The organism is Stagnimonas sp. FW305-C-60 (genome assembly GCF_058782965.1).
Map to the genome: position 1 here is coordinate 1,432,135 of NZ_JBYSYF010000001.1, position 22,776 is coordinate 1,454,910.

Here is a 22,776-nt window from a genome sequence, read left to right on the forward strand (position 1 = left end):
AATGGGCGCGGGACTACCAACGGCGCTTATCCGCCGCCGACCGCGCCGGAGGGGATCACATAGAACAGCACCGCGAAGTAATGCAGCACGCTGCCGGTGAGCACGAACAGATGCCAGATCGCGTGGTGGTAGGGCAGCTTTTCCCAGGCGTAGAACACCACGCCCAGGCTGTAGGACAGCCCACCCGCCAGCAGTAGCCAGAGGCCGCCCGCCGGCAGCGCCGCCAGCAGCGGCTTGATCGCCAGTACCGCGCACCAGCCCATGGCCAGATAGACGCCCAGGGACAGCGCCTCGTAACGGCCGGTGGTGAAGATCTTGAACACCACGCCGACCGCGGCCAGCCCCCAGGTCAGCGCGAACAGGCTCCAGCCCCAGGGCCCGTGCAGGGTCACCAGGGTGAACGGCGTGTAGGTGCCGGCGATCAGCAGGTAGATGCAGCAATGGTCGATCACCCGCAGCACCTGCTTGCTGCGCGGCAGCGGGATGCCGTGAAACAGCGCCGAGGCGGTGTACATCAGGATCAGGGTGGCGCCGAACACGCTGGCCGAGACCACATGCCAGGCGTTGCCGTAGAGCGCTGCCTTGGCCACCAGTACCGTCAGGCCGGCGATGGCGGCGAAGGCGCCGACGCCGTGGCTGAGCGCGTGGGCGATCTCCTCGCCGAGGCTGTAGATGCTGTCCGGCAGCGTCACCCGGACCCTGGGCGGCCGGGGTGGGGCAGCATGGTGACGACTCATGCCCAGGCTCAGGCCGGCTTGACGCGCAGCGTCGTGCCTTCGATGCCCACCACCTTCACCTTGGCGCCGGCTGGCAGGTCGGGGCCGTGCACGCGCCAGACACTGTCCTCGACGCGCGCCTTGCCGACGCCGTCTTCGATGGCTTCCACCAGCACGAACACCTGGCCGATGTAGCCGCGTCCGCGCTGGTTGAGGCCGTGCTCCACCACCGCCTTGTCGGCGGGCCGGAAGCGAAACCACAGGCCCACCGCCGCGAACGACAGCACCGCGAACAGCACCACCTCCACCTGCCAGTGCAGGCCGGGGATCAGCCAGGCGGCGGCGCCGGTGACGAAGGCGGCGAGACCCAGCCAGAGGCAGAAGGTGCCGGGCAGCAGGATCTCGGCGATCAGCAGGCCAAAGCCGAGCACCCACCAGTGCCAGAAGACCAGGGCGTCCATGGCTCAGGCCTTGGGATTGACGATCTGGCCGGCGTTCTTGGCCAGGTCGGCGATGCCGCTGATGGAACTGATCACGCCCATCGCCTCCAGCGGCAGGTAGACGGTCTTCTGGTTGGGCGACAGCGCCATTTCCTTGAGCGCCTCGACGTACTTCTGGGCGATGAAGTAGTTGAGCGCCTGCACATCGCCCTTGCTCACCGCCTCGCTGACCATGATCGTCGCGCGCGCTTCGGCCTGGGCCTCGCGCTCGCGGGCGTCGGCGTCGCGGTAGGCGGCCTCCTTGCGGCCCTCGGCGTCGAGGATGGCCTGCTGCTGCTCGCCTTCGGCGCGCAGGATCTGCGACTGCTTCTCGCCCTCGGCCTTGAGGATCGCCGCCTGGCGGAAGCCCTCGGCTTCAAGGATGTTGGCGCGCTTGTCGCGCTCGGCCTTCATCTGCCGCGCCATGGAATCGACCAGATCGGCCGGCGGGCGGATGTCCTTGACCTCGATGCGGGTCACCTTGATGCCCCAGGGCGAGGTCGCCTGGTCCACCACCGCCAGCAGCTTGGTGTTGATGTGATCGCGCTGGCTGAGCAGCTCGTCGAGGTCCATCGAGCCCATCACCGTGCGCAGGTTGGTCTGGGTCAGGTTGAGGATGGCGTACTCCAGCTGCTGCACCTCATAGGCGGCCTTCGGCGCGTCCAGCACCTGGTAGAACACCACGCCGTCGACGCCGACCATGGCATTGTCCTTGGTGATGACTTCCTGGCTGGGCACGTCCAGCACCTGCTCCATCATCGACAGCCGGCGGCCGACGCGGTCGACATAGGGCACCAGCCAGTGCAGGCCGGGGGTGAAGGTGGCGCGGTACTTGCCGAAACGCTCGACGGTGTATTCCATGCCCTGAGGCACGGTGACCACGCCCTTGTAGAGCGTGACGGCGGCGAAGATCAGAAATGCGATGGCGAAGGCGGACATGACGGCTCTCTGTTGGAAGCGATACCCAGGACAGCATCCTAGGGTGTACTGACAATAAAAACATCGCCGCGTTGCTGGTCAACAGCGCGTCAGGCAAGGCGCCTACCGACGCGAAGGCTGGTTGCCTTCGCTAGGTTGGCAACGCCGTATGACGCGCTGTTGACCAGCAACCCTTCGGGGCGGGACGGTTTTTGGGCATTGCTACGTCAGCCAGTGTTTCAATAGAACCACTATTGCGCACACTGTCTTCCTCGCACTGCCCAAAAAACCGTCTGCCGCCGCGGCGATGTTTTTACTGTCAGCACACCCTCGCGTGTCAACCGGATGGCAATCGCCGGACTTGTGTGGGCAGGAGTGGCGTCGGACGCCCTCCGACCTCTTACCCTCACCGGAGCATCGCATGGACCGCAAACCCGTATTCCACCTGGCGCTGGCCTTGAGTGCCGCGCTGCTGGCGCCCCTGGCGCAGGCCCAGACCCCGGTCGAGAACCGTGCCGGGCGCATCGATGAGCGCATGGATCAGCGCGGCGAGCGCAAGGAACAGCACGCCGACCAGCGCGGCGACACCATCGACCAGCGCCTGGACCGCCGTGGCGACGCGGTGGAGCAGCACACCGACAACCGTGCCGAACGCCTGGATGCGCACGGCCACGAGCAGGCCGCCACGCAGATCGACCAGCGTGGCGAGCGCTACCAGAGTCGTCTGGACGAAAAGGGCGACCGCATCGACTCGCGCCTGGACGAGCGCGGCGAGCGCAAGGAAACCCGGCTGGATGCCAAGGGGGATCGGGTGGTGCAGCGTGCTGACCGTCGTGCCGACCGCCGTCACCGCGATTGACCCGCGGGTGAGTGCCAGCGCGCGGCCGCAGACCTCGACGCTCGCCGGTTTCCTGGCGGGCGTCGAGCGGCGGGCGCTGCGCATCGCCCAGCTCGGCACCGGCGGCGACGCCGACGAGGCCCTGGACTGCGTGCAGGAGGCGATGATCCAGCTCGCCCGCCATTACGCCGACCACGATCCCGCCGAGTGGCCGCCGCTGTTCTACCGCATCCTCGACAACCGCCTGCGCAAGTGGCGCTACAAGCAGTTGCTGCGCGGCCGCTGGCTGGGCCAGCGGCAGTTCGACGACGCCGACGCCGAGGAATCGACGCTGGAGCGCCTGCCCGGCCCCGAGGCCGAGCGGCCGGAGGCGCTGGTCGCCGGCGCGCAGGTACAGCAGCGGGTGCAGCAGGCCCTGCAAAGCCTGCCGCACCGGCAGCGTCAGGCCTTCCTGCTGCGGCATTGGGAGGGGCTTTCTACCAGCGAAACCGCCCAGGCCATGGCCTGCAGCGAGGGCAGCGTCAAAACCCATCTGTCGCGGGCGATCAGCGCCCTGCAAACCCTGCTGGTGCAGGAAGGACCGCAAACATGAGTCGCCAAACCGAGCAGCACGAGTCGCCGCCGCCGGGCACCGAACCGGTGCTGCGCGCGCTCGACCACTGGCAGGACGAGATCGACCCGGTGCAGCGTGCGCGGCTGGCCGCCGCCCGCCGTCGCGCACTGGCCGCCGCCGAGGCGAAGCCCCGGCCGGCCTGGGTCTGGCTGGCGCCGGCACTGGCGACCGGCGTGCTGCTGGCCTTCGGCATCGGCTTCTGGCCGCAGGCGCCGATGCCGAGCGCGCCGCCGGCGCCCGCCATCGAGGAGCTGGCGGTCGGCCAGCCGACGATGGGTGAGGAGCCTTTGCAGGACGAAGACCTCGAATACCTGCTCTGGCTTGCCGCCGACGATGCCGCCTGAGGCCGCCATGAAAGCGCTCCCGAATTTCGCCCGCCGCTGGCTGTCGCTGGCCCTGCTGTGCGCCGCGCCGGCGGTCTGGGCCCAGAACTGGAACCAGCTCAAGCCCGAGCAGCAGCAGGCGCTGTCCGAGTTCGCGGCCGGTTGGGACAGCCTGCCCGCCGACCGTCGCGAGCAACTGCTGCATCGCGCCGACCGCTACAACGCCTTGCCACCCGAACAGAAGGCGCAGCTCAAGGAAGGGCGCGAACGCTGGAAGTCGCTGAGCCCCGAGGAGCGCGAGCGCCTGCGCGGCTTCGTGCGCGAATTCCGCGAGCTGCCGCCGGAACGCCGCGCCGAGATCCGCGAGCGCTTCCGCGCCGCGCGTCAGTTGCCGGAGGCCGAGCGCAAGCACATCCGCGACTGCGCGCGCGGCAAGACGCCGGAACAGGCCGCCGACTGCCTGCCGGCCGCGAAGAAATGAGCCGCGCGCCTCTACGGTTCGCCGCCCTGCTGGGCCTGGTGCTGGCCTGGGCGCCGGGGCTCGCGACGGCCCGAGCCGACAGCGGCGAGCGTCAGCATGTGCGGGTGGGCGAGACGCAGCGCAGCTACCTGATCCGTGTGCCCGCGCCTTTGCCGAGTGGGCCTTTGCCGCTGGTGCTGATGCTGCACGGCGGCGGTGGCAATGCCGACAACGGCGAGCAGATGAGCGGCTTCACACCCATCGCCCGGCGCGAGGGCTTCATCGTCGTCTACCCGGACGGCAGCGGGCGCTTCGAGGAGCGCCTGCTGAGCTGGAACGCTGGCCACTGTTGCGCCTACGCGATGGAGCATGGTGCGGACGACGTCGCCTTCATCCGCGCGCTGATCAAGAAGGTTTCGCAGGACTATCCGGTGGACCCACGCCGCATCTACGTCACCGGCATGTCCAACGGCGGCATGATGAGCCACCGCCTGGGGCTGGAACTGTCCGACACGGTGGCGGCGATCGCCCCGGTGGTGGGCACGCTGTTCGGCGACGAGGCGTTGCCGCCGCGACCGGTGTCGGCGCTGATCATCAATGGCGGTGCTGATCGCATCGTGCCGCCCCAGGGCGGTGAACTGGGTGGCCGAGTGGCCGGTGCCTCGGACGGCAGGCCGCTGCGGCCGGCCGGCGAGCAGGGCGCTTTCTGGGCACGAGCCGACGGTTGCGAGGCGGCCCCCGAGGTCCAGGTGCGGGGCGGCGTGCAGCACTGGCGCTACCGCTGCCCGGAGGGGCTGGCGGTGGAGCGCTATCTGATCGAGGACGCCGGTCACGCCTGGCCCGGGGGCAGCGCCGGTCGCCGCCGCGCCGATCCGCCGAGTCAGGCACTGAAGGCCAGCGAGACCATCTGGGCCTTCTTCAAGGCGCATCCGAAGGCGCAGTAGCGAGCGGAGCTAGCGCTGAGCCGCCGCCGCCAGCGCGCGGATGCGTTCCACCATCGAGTAGAAGCCGTTGCGGCGATTGACGGTGATGTTGCTCTCCAGCCCCAGGCGCCGGAAGCTGCCGGCGATGTCCAGCGCCAGGATTTCCGCCGGTGTCTTGTCGTTGACCAGGGCCATCAGCAGCGCGATCAGGCCCTTCACCAGGCTGGAGTCGGAATCGCCGTTGAAGCGCATGCGGCCATCGGCCTGCAGACCGCCCACCAGCCAGACCTGCGACATGCAGCCGCGCACCTTGGTCTCCTCGTTGCGCTCGGCCTCCGCCAGCGCCGGCAGCTTGCGGCCGAGGTCGATGAGGTAGGAATAGCGCTCCTCCCAGTCGCCCAGCAGCTCGAAGGTTTCCGCGAGTTCGTCGATGTCCATAATCTCGTGAGGCGTGAGGCGTGAGGCGTGAGGCGTGAGGCGTGAGGCGTGAGGCGTGAGGCGGGGCACTATACTCGCGTCCCGCAAAAATCCTGACTGACCCTTTCCATGTCCCGCACCTCCGGCCGCACCCCCAGCCAGCTCCGCACCATTCGCCTCGAGCGTCGCTTTACCAAGCATGCCGAAGGCTCGGTGCTGGTCTGCTTCGGCGACACCCAGGTGCTGTGCACCGCCAGCGTCGAGGAGCGTGGCCCGGCCTGGAAGAAGGACGGCGGCTGGGTCACCGCCGAGTACGGCATGCTGCCGCGCGCCACCCATACCCGTAACAAGCGCGAGGCGGCCGGCGGCAAGCAGAGCGGCCGCACCCAGGAGATCCAGCGTCTGATCGGCCGCAGCCTGCGCGCCTGCGTCGATCTCGACGCGCTGGGCGCCTACACCATCACCGTCGACTGCGACGTGCTGCAGGCCGATGGCGGCACCCGCACCGCGGCGATCACCGGCGGCTATGTCGCCCTGGTCGATGCCATCCGCAGCCTGCAGAGCCGCAAGCTGATCAAGAAGGACCCGCTGCACGGCCAGGTGGCGGCGATCAGCGTCGGCATCCACAACGGCACGCCGGTGCTCGACCTCGACTACGCCGAGGACAGCGGCTGCGAGTGCGACATGAACGTGGTGATGAACGAGGCCGGCCAGTTCATCGAGGTGCAGGGCACCGCCGAGGGTCATGCCTTCCGCCGCGAGGAGCTGGACCAGTTGCTCGACCTCGCCACGCTTGGCATCCGCCAGCTGATGGAAGCCCAGCGCGAGGCACTGGGACTCTAGGCCTCAAGACTCAGACAGCTCCAGCACCGCGGCGCACTGCCGCCGGTGGCGGTCGCTGGCTTCCCAGACGGCGATCAGCACCAGCACCGTGGTGGTCGCCAGCGCCAGCCATAGCGGCGCCAGCTGCGAGGCCAGTGGTAGTAGTGCCGCCAGCGCCAGGAGGCCGAGCAGGCAGGACCATGGCAGTTGTCCGCCGATAGTCCAGCGGAACAGCAGGCTCCCCAGCAGGTACAGCGCCGTGCCGCCGAGGATGGCGGCGCTGGCGGCGGCGCTGGCGTGGCCCAGGGGATGCGCCAGCACCAGCTCGTCGGCCACCGCGCTGACGACGATGCCGGCCACCGGCAGCAGGTGGATATAGGTGTAGACCAGCCGCGCCAGCCGGCCCGGATCGCGGGCATGGGCAATGCGGTGGCTGCCGGTTTCCGCGGTGCTGTCGAAGTACAGCCACCACATCGCCAGGCTGCCGACGAAGCTGGTCAGGAAGGCGGCCACGGTGACCGCCGACCAGGGCATCTCGGCGAAGGTGGCGCCGGTGACCAGCACCGACTCGCCCAGGGCGATGATGATGAACAGCGCGCAGCGCTCGGACAGGTGCCCGCCCTCGACGTTCCAGTCGGTGGACTCCGAACGCCCCAGCCCCGGCACCCAGAAGCCCAGCGACGGCGAGGCGTATTCCAGCGCCAGGCCGAGGCCCCAGAGCAGCAGGCGGGTTTCGCCCTCGGCCAGGCCGCCGGCGATCCAGAAGCCGCCGCCCAGGCTCAGCCAGGCGAGGATGCGCTGGAAGTTGCGCACCATGCCCGGCTCGCCGCGCACCGCCCACAGGAAGAACAGGCTGCGTCCCACCTGCATGGCCACGTAGGCGAGCGCGAACACCAGGCCGCGCGCCTCGAAGGCCTGCGGCAGCGAGGCCGACATCAAGAGCCCCAGGCCCATCAGCACCAGCAGCGCCAGCCGCACCGGCAGCTTCTCCGGGTCCAGCCAGTTGGTGACCCAGGAGGTGAAGATCCATACCCACCACACCGCCAGCATCAGCAGCGCGGTCTGCGCCAGTCCGAGCGGCGTCAGATGGCCCAGCAGTGAATGCGAGAGCTGGGTGATGGCGAATACGAACACCAGGTCGAAGAACAGCTCGACGAAGCTGACCTTGCCGTGCTCGTGCGCCTTGCGTTGCCGCAGCAGGCCCGCCGCCATTACAGCGAGCCCCGCGACAGCCGGCCGCCACCCTCCACCCAGGACAGCAGCAAGAGGCCGCCGATGGCCGCGAGATTCTTCAAAAAGTGCAGCAGCTGCGCGTGCAGCTCGGCGCCCTGCTGGCTCCAGAACGGGTGCGAGAGCACCGCGTCGAAGGCGAGAAAGCCGGCCATCAGCAATGCCAGCCAGCGCACTTTCCAGCCGTAGGCGATCGCCAGCCCGGCGGCCAGTTCGAAGGCCGAGAAGGCCAACGCGCCCAGGCTGTAGGCCGTCTCACCGCCGGCCATCAGGCCCAGGCCGGCCAGCAGCCGGGCGGCGCCCAGGCCGACGAAGACGCTGGCGAGCAGCACGCGGGCGAGGACATAGGTGCTGTGACCGGGCATGCGAGGATTTCCTGTTGCAAGGCTGATAGGCCCGCAGTCTTGCAAATGTGGATGTCCCTGCAAAGACAGCGGCGACCCCGCAATGGGTGACAGGCCCTAGTGCCGATGCCGCTCCGCCAGCAGCCTGGTGAGCAGTTCGATCTGCTCCTGCTGCTTGGCCAGGATCACGGTCAGATTCTCGTTGCGCAGCGCGTCGAGCTTGTCGTGCAGCGCCATGATCTCGATCTCCGCCTTGAGATTGACCTCGTAATCGTGCGCCGCCATCTGCCGGTCCTTGGTCGACTGGCGGTTCTGGCTCATCATGATGATCGGCGCCTGGATCGCCGCCAGCATCGACAGCACCAGATTGAGAAAGATGAAGGGATAGGGGTCGAACGCGTGGTCGCCGAGCAGCTGGGTGTTGACCAGCGTCCAGCTCATCAGCAGTACGAAGAAGACGATGATGAAGGTCCAGGAGCCGCCGAAGCGCGCCACGCCGTCGGCCAGGCGCTCACCGACCGTGGCGCGCTCGTCCAGCAGCTTGTTGGGGTCTTGGGAAACCGCCAGCCTTTGCGAGGCATGGCGCAGCGCCTTGCGCTCGGTCTTGCTCAGCTGGTCGCCGCTGCGGCCAAACCAGCGGACGGCGGATTGCAGGTAATCCTGGGAGGGGACGTGGCTCATGGTGATTCCTGGGGCGGTAATAAGGCCGGCCCAAGCAGTCCGGCCGGCGATGCCGCAGTTTAGGGCCCGGCGCGCCCCGGCGGCTCGCGCATCGCGCGCGAGCCGCCGAAGCGCCTAGCCCTAGCCGAGATCCACCGGCACAAACAGCCGGCTCTCGCCACGCTGCACCAGCAGGGCGATGTGCTTGGACGCCTGGCTGGTGATCGCCTTCAGATCGGCCACGCTGCCGACCGCCTTGCCATTGGCCGCCAGCACCACGTCACCGGGGCGGATGCCGGCCTCGGCGGCGGCGCCGGCGACGTCCTGCACCAGGAGGCCGTTGTCGCTCTCGATCTGCTTCAGCTCGTCCTTGCTGAGCGGCCGCACCGACAGCCCCAGCTTGCCGGACGCACTGTCGTCGCTGGCGCTGGCGACTTCTTGCCCGCCCATGTCGGCGAGCTGCACCACCAGCTCCTTCTCCTTGCCGTCGCGCCAGACCGACAGCGTCGCCTTGGTGCCGGGCGCCAGGCGCGCCACCTGCGAGGGCAGCTCCGAGGAATCGCGAATCTCGGCGCCGTTGAAGCGCAGGATCACGTCGCCGGACTTGAGCCCCGCCGACTCGCCGGGGCTGCCCTTCTGCACCTGCGCCACCAGGGCGCCCACCGGTTTATCCAGGCCGAAGCTCTGCGCCAGCTGGCCATCGAGCGGCTGCACCGTCACGCCGATCTTGCCGCGCGCCACATGGCCGCTGGTCTGCAACTGCTGGCTGACGTTCATCGCCACGTCGATCGGGATCGCAAACGACACGCCCTGATAGCCGCCGCTGCGCGAATAGATCTGCGAGTTGATGCCGACCACCTCGCCGTTGAGATTGAACAGCGGTCCGCCGGAATTGCCGGGGTTGATCGCCACATCGGTTTGCAGAAAGGGCACATAGCTGCCGTCCGGCAGCGTGCGGCCCTTGGCGCTGACGATGCCCTGGGTGACGCTGTTCTCGAAGCCGAACGGCGCGCCGATCGCCACCACCCATTCACCGACCGCGACGTTGTCGGGGTTGCCGAGCTTCACGGTGGGCAGGTCCTTGGCGTCGATCTTCAGTACCGCGACGTCGCTGGTCTCGTCCTGGCCGATCACCTTGGCGGTGAACTCGCGGCGGTCTACCAGCTTCACCGTCACCTCCTTGGCGTCGGCGACCACATGGGCATTGGTCAGGATCACGCCATTGCTGCCGACGATGAAGCCGGAGCCCTCGCCACGCAGCACCGGCGCGTTCTGCCCGCGGCCCTGGGGCGGCTGCGGCACCAGACCGAAGAACTGCGAGAAAGGATCATCACCGCCGCCATTGCCAAAGCCCGGGAAGCCCGGTGGCAACTGCCCCTGCTGGGGTGCGCGGGCGGCGGTCTTGATGGTTTCCTTGGTGGTGATGTTCACCACCGCCGGCCCGTACTGCTTTACCAGTGCCGCGAAGTTGGGCACCACCATCTGCGGCGTGCTGGCGGGCAGTGACAACGTGCTGCTGGCGGTGGCGGTGGGCATCCCCGCCTCGGCGTGGCTGTGGTAGCCCAGTGCGACCAGCGCGCCCACGGGTGCCGCGAGTGCGGCGCCCAGAGCGGCGGCGGCCATGGGTTTGCGGACGAAGTTCGGTACGTTCATCGGGCATCTGCTCCGGTCTCTCACCCCGGCGGGATGCCGGGACTGAGTAGGACGATGCGCGCGTAGATTTAGGGAAGAGTTAAGGCGGCGTCAGCGCATCCGCTCCACGGTCAGAGGCTGGGCCAGTATCCACAGCCCGGCGACGGTGAACGCCACCATCAGCAGCAGCATCGGCAGCTGGCTCAGCAGCGCCTGCCGGCGGTCGGGCCAGAGGCGCAGGGCGATCCGGTGGGCGACGCAGACGCTCAGCACATGGCCGAGCAGGATCAGGCCCACCTGGGTGTGCCAGACCAGGCCCATGGCCGGCAGGATCGGCGCGCGCAGCAGCCGCGCGCTGCCGAACAGGTTCCAGCCCCAGCCGAAGGGGTCGGAGCACAGGCTCACGATCTTCAGGCCCTGGGTCAGCAGCAGGGTGGAGTAGTGGGTGGCGTGGTAGACCAGCGCGATCGGCAGCAGGCTGTAGCCGAAGTCCAGCGCCAGCGCGCGCAGCGGCCGCGCGCTGCGGGTGAGCTTCTTCGCCAGCCACAGGCAGGCGAGGTAGGCGGCGAGGTAGAGGAAGGGCGAGATCAGCAGCCAGAACAGTTCCCAGCGGACATACCAGGGCCGCAGCAGAGCGTAGGCGGTGATCGGCCGGCCGCCGACCAGTGCGGTGATCCAGCCCGTGCTGTCGCGCCAGAACAGCCAGACCCACCACTGCGTCGCGCGCAGGCCGTCGAAGGCGGTGGTGGAGAGCATGGCCAGCGCGAAGCTCACCGTGCTCAGGCTCTGCGGGCGTTCCTCGATCAGCCCGGCCAGCGGCCAGCGCAGCCGCAGCCGGCCGCGTGCGCCCGGGGTTTCGGCGGGCTGGTAGTCCAGTGGCGCCATCAGCGCGATCAGCCGCAGGAACACCGAGAACAGCTCGCAGTGCCGGAACCAGGCGCCGGCACCGACCAGCCAGACGCCGAAGAGATTGAGCGCGCTGTAGGCGAGCAGGGCCTGCGCCAGCGAGGGCGGCTTGCTGTGACCGAACAGCTCGTAGGCGATGAAGCCGAGGTAGAGCGCCAGTGCCGGCCAGTCGCCCCAGGCCTCGCGGTAGCGCAAGCGTCCGCGCGCATAGCCGTGCCAGGTGCGGGACAGCAGTCCGGCCATCACCCGCCAGGGATTGAGCGCGGCGTAGAAGTTGCCGACCAGCGCGCTCAGATAGGTGCCGCCGAGCACGAACACGACCCAGAAGAAGGTCATGCTGAAATTGCGGTAGGGGTCGCGGTTGCCGACGAGGCCGGTGGCGATGCACAGCAACAGCAGGCCCAGGCTGAGCGCGCCCAGCGCCGGTCGCGCGCGATGCAGCCCGCGGCCTAGGGCCTGCTCGTCGAGATCGCGGCTGCCGCCTGCGCGCGCCGCCGCCGGCGCGGTGGCGAAGTAGGCGGCCAGCAGGAAGGACAGCAGCAGCGCCGCCGACGCCGCCCAGGCATAGAGCCAGAACGGCACCGGCAGGTTGTAGAGCCGGCCGAAGCCGTGGGCGGCGACCGGCAGCGGTGCGGCCAGCGCCGCCAGGCCGGCGAATCTCGGCAGTGTCCTCACGCTCGCGCTGTTCCTGCCTGGGCGCTTACGGCGTCGGCAGCTTCTGCGCGTCGGCCGAGGCCTTCAGGGTCTGCTCCCAGAGCTGCAGGAAGGCTTCCGCCGAGTTGTAGAGCGCGCTGGTGGTCTCCTCGCCGCCCTCGATGCGGGCCTCCTCCACGAAGTCGGCGACCAGGCCGTAGTTGGACATGCCCTCCTCGTCCATGTTCCAGGTCTTGCCATCTGGGATCGACAGCTGCTGGACGGTGATCGGCTTGATGCCGGCGGCGGCGTACTGCGGACCCCAGCCCGGACCCTGGAACAGGGTGAAGGGATAGTGCACTGGCTCGCTGCCGGCGCCTCGGGAAACGGCCAGATTGCGCAGGCCGTTGGCATCGGCGCCATAGCCCACCGACAGCGGTCGCTTGGTGCCGGAGGCCTGCCAGATCGGCTTGACCTTCTGCACGAAGTCGGCGAACTCCTTGCCGTTGGGCAGGGCCGGATAAATGATGCCGCCCTGGCGGAAGATCTGCTCGGCCTGGGCATTGCTGATGCCGCCGTGGCCGCCGTGGCCGGAGATCACCGGGTAAGCCGGGGTGGTCAGCGCGCCCTGGTCGAGCATGTACTGCTTGCTCTTGATCTCGGCGTGGTCGATGTCGAGGATGAAGCCCTTCTTCATGATCTTGTCGATGGCGTACTTGCCGAGATCGGTCACCGTGCGGGCATTGCACTGGCGGCCGGGGCCGTAGATCGGCAGCACGCCGCCGGTGGTGGCGATCAGCAACTGCGTGACCGGGTCGTTGAACTGGGTGAGCGTGGCGGTTTCCAGCACTGCGCCGGCGTTGTAGAAGTAGGTCGGGCCTTCGCCGCCGTTCTCGCAGGGGTAGGTCTTCCAGAAGCCCAGGGTGTTGGTGAAGCCGACGTAGTTCAGGATCGAGCTGAAGATGCCGGTGCCGCCCAGCGCGTTGTCGACGTCGTGGTAGGGGAACACCTGGCGCACGCCCAGATCCCAGACCTCGTCGATCTCGCGGTCGATGTCTTCCTTGGTGCAGTCGCTGGTCTCGCCGATGCCGGGCAGGAACTGCACGCGGCAATGGAAGATGTTGGCGAACTCCAGGCCCGGAATCACCGCCAGCTTGCCGTCGCCGACCACCTGCCGCGCCTCGCTGGGGTCCTTGACGATGCGGAACCAGCCCTTGCCGGGGCCGCCTTCCTGGGCGTCGACGTACTTCTCGATGTCGTAGAGGTATTCGACCTGGCGGGTACCGACATCCATGTCGACGCAGGCCGCGGTCTTGTCGCCGAAGGTCAGCTTGGCGATGTTGCACAGCGCCTCGATGGTGGTGCCGTGAACGGTCATGGTGCGCAGGCCGGCCTTGTAGGCCCGCTCCACCCACTTGTAGTACATCTGCTGGTGCAGCTGCGAGTCGCTCTTCGGCCAGTCGATGAACGTCGGCCAGCCGACGGTGTCGTGGGTCTGCAGCGGGTTGGTGTCGAGGATGATGTTCTCGGCGCTGAGGATGCCCTCGGGGCCGTGCATGGCGATGCAGTTCTTGAGCGCCTCGGGCGCGCCGAAGCGGTCCACCGCGTGGCCGTACATCACGCCGCCGGCCGAGGGGCCGCGATCACCGCTGCCGTCGGACATGTCCGAGCCCATCGCCATGTGCGCGTGCACCTCGGCGAAACCCAGCACCGGCTTGCCGGGCGCCGGGCCGGTGAAGGTCGGGCCGTCGATGCCCACCGGCATTTCCGGGTACTCGGTGCAACCCTGCGCCGGTTCGAAGCTGAGTGTCGCCGGCACCGTGCCCAGGCCCAGCTTGCCGTCGCTGGCCACGCTCAGACTCTGGCCGAGCGTGGTGGCGGAGTAGCGGCCGTCGCCGCCATCGAGAGTCCAGTCGGAGCCATCGGACGGACTGGCAGCGGCGCTCACCGCCGCGCCGCTGCCGGTCATCAGCGTCTTGTCGGCGGTGTAGAACAGATAGCGGCCGAGGCCGGCCGGCTTCATGTAGAAGCGCTCGGCGGCGCTGGCGTCCTGGCCGTTGGCGAGGAAGCTGGAGCCGCTGCGCACCGCATAGCCGCCGTTGGCCTTCATTACCAGGCAGCGGTTGGCGAGGTCGTAGCGCGTCGCTACCGGGGCGTTGGGTTCGGGCGTGCTGACCGCCGGCGGCTCCGAGGAGTTGCAGCCGGCGAGGACGCCAGCCACCAGGAGCGAACTCAGACGGACTTGGGGTGAAACTCGACGCACGGGCTGTCCTCCCTGGACGTACTTGCTGAGCTGGACTGATTGTCACCTTACGGTAACGAAAGGTCCGAACCGCGCGAAGTGGTGAAATTCGCTCTGCGCCGGCCCGAGGGGAGATCGCCGGCCGGCGTGGCCTCTAGCAAAACCGCAGCCGCACCAGTAGTCCGCCCAGAGGTCCGCTCTCCAGCCGCAGCTGGGCGCCGTGGCGCTCGGCGATGCGGTTGACCAGGGCCAGCCCCAGGCCGCTGCCGCTGGCGCCGCTGCCGGGCAGTCGGTAGAAGCGGCGCAAAACGTTTTGCCGCTCGGCCTCCGGGATGCCCGGTCCGCTGTCGCTCACGCTGAGCTCCGGCCGGCCTTCGGCCACGCGCACGGCCACGTCCACGCGCGCACCGTCTGGCGCGTAGCGGATGGCGTTGTCGACCAGGTTCTTCAGCAACAGCGCCAGGGCTTCGGGATCGCCCTGCACGACGCAGGGCGCGGCCTCGCTGAGCCCGAGATCGATGCGCTTGGCATCGGCCAGCGGCAGCCGCTCGGCGATCACCTGCCGCGCCAGCGCATCGAGTGCGACCGCCTGCGCCGGCGGCGCCGGTAACTGCTCCTGCCGCGCCAGCGCCAGTAGCTGCTCGATCAGGCGACTGGCGCGGTCGATGCCCTGGAGGATTTCGGCGCTCGCTGCGGCCCGCTCTTCCGGTGGGGCGTTTTGCATGGCCTGCACTTGCAGACGCAGGGCGGTGAGCGGCGTGCGCAACTCGTGGGCGGCGTCGGCAAGAAAGGCCCGTTCGCGGTCCAATAGCCCGGAGAGTCTTTGCAGCTGGCCATTGAAGGCGGTGACCAGCGGCTGGGCCTCGGCGGGCAGATCGCTTTCTGGCAGCGGCGACAGCGCTTCGGCGGGCCGCTGTTCGACCTGGGCGGCGAGCTGGCGCAGCGGCCGCAGGCCGCGGCCGACGATCACCCAGACCAGCGCCGCGAACAGCGGGACAAACAGCGCGAAGCCGGCGAGCACACGCAGCGCCAGCCGCGCCGCGCGCGCCTCGCGTATCGCCATCGGCTGCGCCACCTGGATGACGTGCAGCGGCGTCTGCACGCCAAACACGCGCCAGCGGCCCTCGGAGGTCTGCACGTTGGAATACCCCAGCGTGGTCAGGCCGGGCACCACCTGGTGGCGCTGGGAGTAGTACACGCGCACGCCGTCGAGGCTGAACACCTGCACGACCAGATCGGCGGCGCGGTCCTGGGCGGAGAGTTCCGGTCCGGGGGCGAAGGGGCCGCCGAACATCTGGTCGCGCAGGCTCAGCGCGGTGTCGCGCAGATGCTCGTCGAACACCTCGTTGGCCTCGGCCAGGGCGATGCGGTAGATCAGCGCGGCGCCGGCCAGCGCCGCGACCAGGAGGCCAAGCAGAAGGCCGGCGAGCAGGCGCGTGCGCAGCGAGCCCAGACGCGGCGCCGAAGCCTGGCGATTAGGGCTGGCCTGGGTCTGGCTCATGGCGCCAGGCGCCAACCCACGCCGCGCACGTTCAGGATCAGTCCGGGGCCGAGCTTCTTGCGCAGGGCGTGCAGGTGTACGTCCACGGCATTGCTCTCCACCGCGTGGTCCCAGCTGTACAGGCGCTCTTCCAGCTGCTGGCGCGACAGCACCTGTCCGGGGCGCTCCATCAGCGTGTGCAGCAGGGCGAATTCGCGCGGCGACAGCGGCAGCTCGACCCCGGCCTGGGTCAGGCGGTGCTGGGCCGGGTCGAGTTCCAGTTCGCGATGGCGGATGCGCGGTCCGGCGCGGCCGGCCTGGCGGCGCAGCAGCGCGCGCAGGCGGGCGGCGAGTTCGTCGAGGTCGAAGGGCTTCACCAGATAGTCGTCGGCGCCTTCGTCGAGGCCGCGCACCTTGTCGGTGACGGCGTCGCGGGCGGTAAGCACCAGCACCGGCAGCTCGTGGCCTTCGGCGCGCAGGCGTTGCAGCACGCCGTGGCCGTCGAGGCCGGGCAGGCCGAGGTCGAGCAGCAGGGCATCAAAATGCTCACCGCTGGCCAGCGCAGTGAGGGCGCTGGGTCCGTCGCGCACCCAGTCGGTGGCAAAGCCGCGCTGGCCCAGGCCGCGGACGGCGGCAGCGCCAATATCGGGATCGTCTTCGGCCAGCAGCAGGCGCATTCTGATTGCGGATTGCGGATTGCGGATTGCGGATTGCGGACTAAGACCGCGCCGTTGGCAAAGGTTCGCCGCCGCCGACCTCCTCGCCGCGCGGTGCTCGCCTAGAGGGCCACAGGGTCTAGCTGGCAGGAGCCGGCTCGGGTGCGGTGGCGGCCTCGGCGGGGGTGGCCTCCGGCGCTGGCGGCTCGCTGGCCGCCGCAGGGGCAGGGGTGAGTCCGCTGAGCACCGGAGTCTCCAGCCCCGCAGGCAGCAACTCGGCGGTGGAGGGCAGGCTGTTGTCGGCGACGCGCAGCTTCTGCTCCAGCCGCAGCGGCGGCGGCGGCAGCACCGGCGCGCCGGAGGTGAGCCAGCTGATGATGTCGTAGTAGGCGCGCACGTTGGTGACGAAGTCCACCGCCTCGCGGCCGCGGGTGTAGCCGTACTTGGTCTGCTGATACCAGCGCGGCCGCGACAGCAGCGGAAAGACATCGCGCACATCCAGCCAGTGCAAGGGGTCGCCGCCGCGCTGGGCGGTCAGCTCGCGGGCGTCGAGCAGATGCCCCAGGCCCTGGTTGTAGGCGGCCAGCGCCATCCAGCTGCGGTCGGGTTCCGGCACGTCTTCGGGGATGCCGCGCAGGATGTCGGCCAACACCCGCGCGCCGCCCTCGATGCTTTGCTCGGGGTCTTCGCGATTGGCGACCTTGTAGCGGCTGGCGGTGTCGTTGGTGAGCATCATCACCCCACGCACGCCGGTGCGGCTCAGCGCGCTGCTGTCCCAGTGCGACTCCTGGTAGCCGATGGCGGCCAGCAGCCGCCAGTCCAGGCCGTGGCGGTTGGCCGATTGCTCGAAATAGCCGCGCAGCCGGGGCAGGCGGCTACGCATGTGGTTGGCGATCTGCACCGAGCTGAAGTAGTCCACCTCCTCCACATGCCCGTAGTAGCGGTCGTGCAGGCGCGCCAGATTGCGCGGCGGCAGGCGGGCGAGATAGTCCTGGGCGGCGTCGTAGAGCGAAGTATCGCGGCCGGGTGCAAAGGCAAAGGCGATGTCCTCGGCGGCGCCGACATCGAAGGCCACCCGCAGGCGCGGGTAGTAGCGCTGGTTGATCGCCACCAGCGCCGAACTGGCGATGGTGTAGTCCAGCTCGCCGCTGGCGACCTGGAACAGGAGGTCTTCGGAATCGTAGGCGGTGGTCGCCTCCCACTTCAGCTGCGGAAAGCTGCGCGCCAGCGCCCGCAGCCGGGCAACGTGATTGCCGCCCTCAGAGACCAGCAGGCGGCCATTCAGCTCGCCCAGCGACTTCGGGCGCGGGCTGCCGATGCGGTAGACCAGCTGCGGCACCACCTGGTCGATGGCGGTGGCAAACCGTACCCGGTCGCGGCGCTCGGAATTGACCGTGAGTCCGGCCGCCGCCAGATGCGCGCGGCCGTCCAGCACCGCCTGCAGGGCGTCGGCCGGGCTGTTGCTGAAACTGATCTGGGCACTCACCCCCAGACTCTTGGCCAGGCCCTGGGCCAGCTCGCATTCGTAGCCGATCAGGCCGGTGGGGCCGCTGTAGCAGCTGGTGCGGCTGTAGGTGGAGGCGATCTTCAGCACGCCCTCTTCGCGGATCTGGTCCAGTAGCGGCGGGCGCAGCTCCGAGCAGGCGCTTAGGGTTGCCAGCGCCACGCAGCCGTACAGCGCCGCGGGCAGGCGGCTACGCAGGCGAAGGCGGGCGGGGCGGGCAGACATGGGCGGGGTTCGCAGCTCTGGTTTGGGGCGATCGGCGGCGTGCAACTCCTCTGCCTGTCACCGTATCACAGCCGCCGGAAACGCCCGCATGGTCGCCCTCGCCGACGGCTTTCGGCTAAAATGCGCGCCAAGGACGGGTACCGAAGCGGTCATAACGGCGCTGACTCGAAATCAGATGGTGGGGGCGACCCTGCACGGGGGTTCGAATCCCTCCTCGTCCGCCAAGTCAAACACAACGCCCTCACAAGAGGGCGTTTTGCTTTGTCCGGGACTGAACTTGCTCAGCCCGGAATGCTCAATCCACGCTGCACCGCCGGCCGCGCCAGGAAGGCTTCCAGCACCCGCAGCACGTTCGGATAGTTCTGGATCTGCACCAGCTCGCCGGCACCGTAGAAGCCGATCAGGTTACGAACCCAGGGGAGGGTCGCGATGTCGGCGATGCTGTAGTCCTTGCCGAGCAGCCAGTCGCGGCCATCGAGCTGCCGCTCCAGCACAGTCAGCAGCCGCTGGGTCTCGGCCACATAACGGTCGCGCGGGCGCTTGTCCTCGTAGTCCTTGCCGGCGAATTTATGGAAGAAGCCGAGCTGCCCGAACATCGGGCCGATGCCGCCCATCTGGAACATCAGCCACTGGATCGCCTTGTAACGCCTGGCCGGTTCGGCGGGGAGGAAGGCGCCAGCCTTGTCGGCGAGGTAGAGCAGGATCGCGCCGGACTCGAACAGCGCCAGCGGCCGGCCGCCCGGCCCCTGCGGGTCGAGGATGGCCGGGATCTTGTTGTTGGGGTTGAGCGAGAGGAACTCCGGCGAGAGCTGGTCGTTGCTGGCGAAATCGACCTTGTGCGGCTCGTAGGGCAGGCCGGTTTCCTCCAACAGGATCGAGACCTTCACGCCATTGGGCGTCGGCAGCGAGTAGAGCTGGATGCGGTCCGGGTACAGGGCCGGCCACTTGCGGGTGATGGGGTAGGACGAGAGATCGGTCATGGCGGGAGCGCCTGCGGATGCGCACAGCTTGCCATGCGCAGGACTGCGCTAACGCTGCAAGGGATCGTTGGCGAGCAGGAAGGCACGCAACCCCGGCAGGTCGTCGGTGTTGATGTGGTCCTGATCGGCGGCGATGAACTCGCGCCAGAGATTGTCGCGGGCGCTGCCCGCCGCATCCGGCACGTTGTAGAGCCGCACCCGCCGACCGGCGGCATGCGCCTGGGCGATGCTGCCGCGCAGCTTGGCCTGCTGGTCGGCAGGCATCGCGCCATTGCCATCCCAGCCGAACTCGGTGGTCCAGCTATCGCTGATCAGCGGCATGAAGCTGGCCGGCTCGCTGCTGCCCAGGTCGGCAAAACGGCCGTCGTAGAAGCAGTAACGGCTACTGGCGGCGAGCATGGCGTCCTTCGGCCGGTTGCCGGAGAGGATGGCGGTGACCGCACCGGGGATGACCGCGCCGTTCTCGTAGCGGGTGAAGAGATCGCCGTACTTCGCCAGCTCCGCCTCGATCGCCTGCCAGGTGGACTCGGCGCTGGTCTTGGCGTCAATCAGCAGGCTGAAGGGCGCACAGTCGGGTTGGATGCAGCCGCCGTTGGCTTGCGCGCGCGCCTTCAGCGGCTCGAGGTAGAGCGCGGCCAGCGTGCGCTCCAGGCGGATGTCCTGCGGATCGTGCGCGACATAGAGCCCGCCGAGGCCCAGCAGCGGCAGGGTGTAGACGTCGGCCTCGACGCTGGCGAAGCCCTGGTCTAGGGCGTCCAACAGTGGCCGCTCGTGCTGGTAGTCGTTGTGCGCATGGGCGCGGCGCAGGGACTTCTCCGTCGCCGTCGGCGGCTCGGTCGGGGTCGGCAGCGCGTCCGGCGGCAGGCTTTCGGCGCAGGCCGCGAGCCACAAGGCCGCCAGCAGCGGCAGTCGGTGCCAACTAGGCATGATCGAGCGCGGCGCAGTGCGCGCGCTTCAGGCGGTTGGCGACCTGGGTGCGTCGGGCCAGCAGATCAAAGTTGCCGTCGATGGGCCTGCCCAGCGCGGCGACCGAGCGCACCGGCTGCACCGCCTGGTTGGCGGCCAGCAGGCTGCGGCGCGGGATGCTGAACGTATCCGCCACGGCGGTGGCGCCGCTGAGCGGATCGACCGCCCAGGTGGTGGCCTTGATCTCGCTGCGGCTCACCGTGTACTCGACGAACACATGCGTGTCTTGCAGGCCAAAGGCGCTCCAGCCGGACTGCGGCAGCAGCACGTAGAAGCTCTTGCCGCCGGTGCCGGCGGTGACCTGGGTGTAGCCGAGCGGATTGGGCAGGCCGAAGCTCATCGGCTTGCTGCGCTGGTAGATGTGGTCGTGGCCCACCGCCAGCAGATCGACGCCGTAGCGCACGAAGATGTTTTCCTGCAGCAGCACCAGGGTGAAGTTGGCCGGGTTGCGGCCCTCGTTGTCGGTCCAGAGGGTGAAGTGCTGGGAGACGATGATGAAGTCGATCTCGCCGGCCGCGCGGCGCAGCGCCGCCTGCGCGAGGTCGGCTTCCAGGAAGGCCAGCTCGCTCACCAGCGTGCCGTCGGTGGCGAAGCAGCCGCCGGTGGAAATCACGAAGTGGCAGCGGCCGAGATCGAAGCTGTAGAAGGTGCCGTCCGGGCTCTGCGTCGAGCTCGGGCAGGCGAAGCGGTTGCGGTAGGTCTGGCCGTTGTTGTCCTCTTCCTCGTGATTGCCGGGCGCGGTCATCAGGATGCCGCCGGCGGCGTAGTCGGCCTCGATGGCATTGACGTAGTCGTCCCACAGCGGCTGCTCGCCGTTGGCGTAGGAAATGTCGCCGGCCAGCAGGGCGAAGTCCGGCTGCCGCGCGGCGATGGCGCGCAGCACCGCGCTGGAACTGGTGCCGATGCCGTGGTCGCCGAAGTGGCAGAAGCGGAAGCCTTCGCCGGCCGGTGTCGGCCGCACCACCCGCACCGGACTCCAGCCCTCGTCGGAGCCGACGCGGTAGCGCATGGGCAGCGCCGGGTCGAGGCCGCTGGCGGTGGCCTTGTGGGTAAAGCTGGCGACGCCGGGCGTGGCGGTGGTGGTCGCTTCGGCGCGGCCGGGGAAGGGCGCGCTGGCGATCTCCGCCGCGCTCATGCCCTCGCTCACCGGGCCGAACTCGATATAGCTGCGCGGCGCGTCGGCGCCGTCGGTGAACCAGGTGGCGGTGCGGCTGCGCAGCGGGTCGCTGGTCCAGGACAGATGCCTGCCGCGCGGCGCGAACTTGGCGCTGGGCGGGGTGACCGGCGGTGTCACCGGCGGCTCCGGCGTGGTCGGCGGGGTGCCGCGCTCGCTGGCGCCGCAGCCACCCAGCCAGGCCGGCAGCAGCAGGGCGCTACCGCCATAGACCCCGTGCTGGAGAAAGCGGCGGCGGCGCAGGTCTGGGGGCAGGGCGTGGGTCATGGCAGGGTCCGGCGCCGCAGCGCGGCGATCAGCAGGTAGAGCAGGCTGGCGAGCAGCGGCAGGCTGCCGCCCTCGGTGTGGGTTGGCGTGGCGACCGGTGGCGGCGTGTCGAGCTGGTTGTATTGCGCGGCCTGCGCAGTGGCATCGCCGGCAAAGCGCACCACATAGTCCTGCACCGCGCCCGGCAGGCTGACGCAGCCGTAGCGGTTGCTGAGCGCCTCGGCCGGTTCGCCACCATCGCGTCGGCTGTAGCTCAGCGTCTTGCGCGGCAGGCCCAGGCCGTTTTCGGCGTTGGTCAGGCAGACGCTGTTGCTGCCGGCCTCGGCCGCGCTGCCCGGTGCCAGCTTCACCGCCAGCGGCGCGTTGAGCAGCGCACGGATCACGTCCGGCTGATTGGACTGCGCGCCGTCGGCGCCCATCGCCAGGCCACGCAGAAATTCCGCCGCCTCGTATTCGTGGCCGTCGTCGTAGCTGTGCGGCAGCACCAAGGAGCAGCCGTCGTGGATGGCGGCGATCAGCTCCGGCGTGAACTTGTCCATCGCCGAGCCGTAGATGATCGAGCGGCCGGTCTCGTCGTAGGCGGTCTGCGCGTCGGGCTTGTCGTCGATGTTGTAGATCACCCGCAGCTCGGGGTAGAGCAGCTGCGCCAGGCTGACGGTGAATCCGCTCATGTTGAAGTAGCTGCGTTGCATCAGGCCGTAGTCCTGCACCTTCTGGAAGAAGCCCAGGTAGTTCTTCACGAACTTGATGTCGAACTCGATGCCGCGCTGGCTGTCACGCGCCAGCGCCAGGATGTCGTCCAGGCGCGGCACCGGCGAGGGGTCGTACTCGCCGGCGATCCAGGGCTCGAAGTTGGCGGCGTTGAGCGCGTCGATCTGGCTGGAGAGCAGCGTCGAGATGTTGCCGCTGCCGCCGGTGGTGCGCGCCACCGCGTCGTCGTGCATGGAATAGAGCACGCCATCCAGCGATTCGCGCACGTCGATCTCGACAAAGTCCATGCCGTAGGCGAAAGCGTGGCGGTAGGCCCAGAGGGTGTTCTCCGGCGCCAGGTTCACGCCGCCCCGGTGCGCCGAGATCAGCGGCGGCCGGCGGCCGAGGTCTGGTGTGCCGACTTCGAGCCAGCGGGCCTGGTCGGCGCTCTGATCGCAGGCCTCGCTGGCCTTCGGCAGCTCCGCCGCTCCGACACTGGTGACAGACAACAGCAGCAAGGTCAGCAGTAGACGAAGCATGGCTGGCGGAGAGGGGAGCTGGGGCGAAACCTGTAAATTAGCCAGGCGATGTGATGCGCTGATGACGCGGCGCGCTGACTGTCAATACCCTGCAATCTGCGGTCGCTAACTTCAGCGGTCGCCTCCCCGTTTCACCGGT

The 22,776-nt window shown here is 69.0% G+C and carries 23 protein-coding genes and 1 tRNA gene; 7 read left to right on the forward strand and 17 right to left on the reverse strand.

Annotation, left to right across the window (positions count from 1 at the left end):
* Positions 1–26 precede the first annotated feature (26 nt).
* Genes trhA through AC3WT6_RS06515 form a run of 3 tightly spaced genes read right to left on the reverse strand, consistent with a single transcriptional unit; the run spans position 27 to position 2,134 of the window.
* The gene (gene trhA / locus AC3WT6_RS06505) at positions 27–737 is read right to left on the reverse strand and encodes a PAQR family membrane homeostasis protein TrhA (protein WP_492652750.1); all 711 of its coding nucleotides are present in this window, start codon (positions 735–737) and stop codon (positions 27–29) included.
* 8 nt (positions 738–745) lie between these two features.
* Entirely contained in the window at positions 746–1,177 is a 432-nt protein-coding gene (locus AC3WT6_RS06510) for an NfeD family protein (RefSeq protein ID WP_492652751.1), read from the reverse strand.
* A gap of 3 nt (positions 1,178–1,180) precedes the next feature.
* Complete coding sequence (locus tag AC3WT6_RS06515) at positions 1,181–2,134, reverse strand: SPFH domain-containing protein (RefSeq protein WP_492652752.1); 954 nt, start codon at positions 2,132–2,134, stop codon at positions 1,181–1,183.
* A gap of 400 nt (positions 2,135–2,534) precedes the next feature.
* Here AC3WT6_RS06515 and AC3WT6_RS06520 point away from each other — a divergent pair, with 400 nt between their 5' ends.
* Genes AC3WT6_RS06520 through AC3WT6_RS06540 form a run of 5 tightly spaced genes read left to right on the forward strand, consistent with a single transcriptional unit; the run spans position 2,535 to position 5,291 of the window.
* Positions 2,535–2,972 (forward strand): hypothetical protein, encoded by a 438-nt coding sequence (locus tag AC3WT6_RS06520; protein ID WP_492652753.1) that lies wholly within the window; start codon positions 2,535–2,537, stop codon positions 2,970–2,972.
* Positions 2,935–3,543: an RNA polymerase sigma factor gene (locus AC3WT6_RS06525; RefSeq protein WP_492652754.1), complete on the forward strand. Its 609-nt coding sequence runs from the start codon at positions 2,935–2,937 to the stop codon at positions 3,541–3,543. The genes AC3WT6_RS06520 and AC3WT6_RS06525 overlap by 38 nt, the downstream gene beginning before the upstream one ends.
* The gene (locus tag AC3WT6_RS06530; protein WP_492652755.1) at positions 3,540–3,908 is read left to right on the forward strand and encodes a hypothetical protein; all 369 of its coding nucleotides are present in this window, start codon (positions 3,540–3,542) and stop codon (positions 3,906–3,908) included. Before AC3WT6_RS06525 ends, AC3WT6_RS06530 begins: the two co-directional genes overlap by 4 nt.
* A 7-nt stretch (positions 3,909–3,915) precedes the next feature.
* Entirely contained in the window at positions 3,916–4,368 is a 453-nt protein-coding gene (locus AC3WT6_RS06535; protein WP_492652756.1) for a DUF3106 domain-containing protein, read from the forward strand.
* Positions 4,365–5,291 carry an extracellular catalytic domain type 1 short-chain-length polyhydroxyalkanoate depolymerase gene (locus tag AC3WT6_RS06540; protein WP_492652757.1) on the forward strand — a complete coding sequence of 309 codons (927 nt, stop codon included), beginning with the start codon at positions 4,365–4,367 and terminating at the stop codon, positions 5,289–5,291. The genes AC3WT6_RS06535 and AC3WT6_RS06540 overlap by 4 nt, the downstream gene beginning before the upstream one ends.
* Before the next feature lie 9 nt (positions 5,292–5,300).
* On the opposite strand, the gene AC3WT6_RS06545 is transcribed toward AC3WT6_RS06540, so the two are convergent.
* On the reverse strand, positions 5,301–5,708 hold the full coding sequence (locus tag AC3WT6_RS06545) for a SufE family protein (protein WP_492652758.1): 408 nt from the start codon (positions 5,706–5,708) through the stop codon (positions 5,301–5,303).
* A gap of 108 nt (positions 5,709–5,816) precedes the next feature.
* On the opposite strand from AC3WT6_RS06545, the gene rph reads away from it, so the two are divergent.
* Entirely contained in the window at positions 5,817–6,530 is a 714-nt protein-coding gene (gene rph, locus AC3WT6_RS06550; RefSeq protein WP_492652759.1) for a ribonuclease PH, read from the forward strand.
* A gap of 3 nt (positions 6,531–6,533) precedes the next feature.
* Here rph and AC3WT6_RS06555 read toward each other — a convergent pair whose 3' ends face one another.
* The 9 genes from AC3WT6_RS06555 to mltF form a co-directional block, all read right to left on the reverse strand.
* Complete coding sequence (locus tag AC3WT6_RS06555) at positions 6,534–7,721, reverse strand: low temperature requirement protein A (protein ID WP_492652760.1); 1,188 nt, start codon at positions 7,719–7,721, stop codon at positions 6,534–6,536.
* Positions 7,721–8,104: a hypothetical protein gene (locus tag AC3WT6_RS06560; protein WP_492652761.1), complete on the reverse strand. Its 384-nt coding sequence runs from the start codon at positions 8,102–8,104 to the stop codon at positions 7,721–7,723. The genes AC3WT6_RS06555 and AC3WT6_RS06560 overlap by 1 nt, the downstream gene beginning before the upstream one ends.
* Before the next feature lie 96 nt (positions 8,105–8,200).
* Entirely contained in the window at positions 8,201–8,764 is a 564-nt protein-coding gene (locus tag AC3WT6_RS06565; RefSeq protein ID WP_492652762.1) for a DUF1003 domain-containing protein, read from the reverse strand.
* A gap of 120 nt (positions 8,765–8,884) precedes the next feature.
* Positions 8,885–10,396, reverse strand: coding sequence for a DegQ family serine endoprotease (locus AC3WT6_RS06570; protein ID WP_492652763.1), 1,512 nt, complete (start codon positions 10,394–10,396; stop codon positions 8,885–8,887).
* Between the two features lie 90 nt (positions 10,397–10,486).
* A complete protein-coding gene (locus AC3WT6_RS06575; protein ID WP_492652764.1) occupies positions 10,487–11,956 on the reverse strand; it encodes a hypothetical protein in 1,470 nt (489 codons plus the stop codon).
* A 25-nt stretch (positions 11,957–11,981) separates the two neighbouring features.
* Positions 11,982–14,177 carry a peptidase M19 gene (locus AC3WT6_RS06580; protein WP_492652765.1) on the reverse strand — a complete coding sequence of 732 codons (2,196 nt, stop codon included), beginning with the start codon at positions 14,175–14,177 and terminating at the stop codon, positions 11,982–11,984.
* Positions 14,178–14,310: 133 nt separating this feature from the next.
* Positions 14,311–15,657 (reverse strand): ATP-binding protein, encoded by a 1,347-nt coding sequence (locus AC3WT6_RS06585; RefSeq protein ID WP_492652766.1) that lies wholly within the window; start codon positions 15,655–15,657, stop codon positions 14,311–14,313.
* A complete protein-coding gene (locus AC3WT6_RS06590; protein ID WP_492652767.1) occupies positions 15,654–16,313 on the reverse strand; it encodes a response regulator in 660 nt (219 codons plus the stop codon). The genes AC3WT6_RS06585 and AC3WT6_RS06590 overlap by 4 nt, the downstream gene beginning before the upstream one ends.
* Positions 16,314–16,431: 118 nt before the next feature.
* On the reverse strand, positions 16,432–18,021 hold the full coding sequence (gene mltF, locus AC3WT6_RS06595; RefSeq protein ID WP_492652768.1) for a membrane-bound lytic murein transglycosylase MltF: 1,590 nt from the start codon (positions 18,019–18,021) through the stop codon (positions 16,432–16,434).
* 131 nt (positions 18,022–18,152) lie between these two features.
* Here mltF and AC3WT6_RS06600 point away from each other — a divergent pair.
* Positions 18,153–18,245: transfer RNA gene (locus tag AC3WT6_RS06600), tRNA-Ser, on the forward strand.
* Positions 18,246–18,302: 57 nt separating this feature from the next.
* On the opposite strand, the gene AC3WT6_RS06605 is transcribed toward AC3WT6_RS06600, so the two are convergent.
* The 4 genes from AC3WT6_RS06605 to AC3WT6_RS06620 are packed head-to-tail and all read right to left on the reverse strand — an operon-like array spanning position 18,303 to position 22,637.
* On the reverse strand, positions 18,303–19,001 hold the full coding sequence (locus tag AC3WT6_RS06605) for a glutathione S-transferase N-terminal domain-containing protein (RefSeq protein ID WP_492652769.1): 699 nt from the start codon (positions 18,999–19,001) through the stop codon (positions 18,303–18,305).
* 48 nt (positions 19,002–19,049) lie between these two features.
* Positions 19,050–19,928 carry a phosphatidylinositol-specific phospholipase C/glycerophosphodiester phosphodiesterase family protein gene (locus tag AC3WT6_RS06610; protein WP_492652770.1) on the reverse strand — a complete coding sequence of 293 codons (879 nt, stop codon included), beginning with the start codon at positions 19,926–19,928 and terminating at the stop codon, positions 19,050–19,052.
* Positions 19,921–21,408, reverse strand: coding sequence for a purple acid phosphatase family protein (locus tag AC3WT6_RS06615; protein ID WP_492652771.1), 1,488 nt, complete (start codon positions 21,406–21,408; stop codon positions 19,921–19,923). The genes AC3WT6_RS06610 and AC3WT6_RS06615 overlap by 8 nt, the downstream gene beginning before the upstream one ends.
* Positions 21,405–22,637, reverse strand: coding sequence for a glycerophosphodiester phosphodiesterase (locus tag AC3WT6_RS06620; protein ID WP_492652772.1), 1,233 nt, complete (start codon positions 22,635–22,637; stop codon positions 21,405–21,407). Before AC3WT6_RS06620 ends, AC3WT6_RS06615 begins: the two co-directional genes overlap by 4 nt.
* Positions 22,638–22,776: the final 139 nt, after the last annotated feature.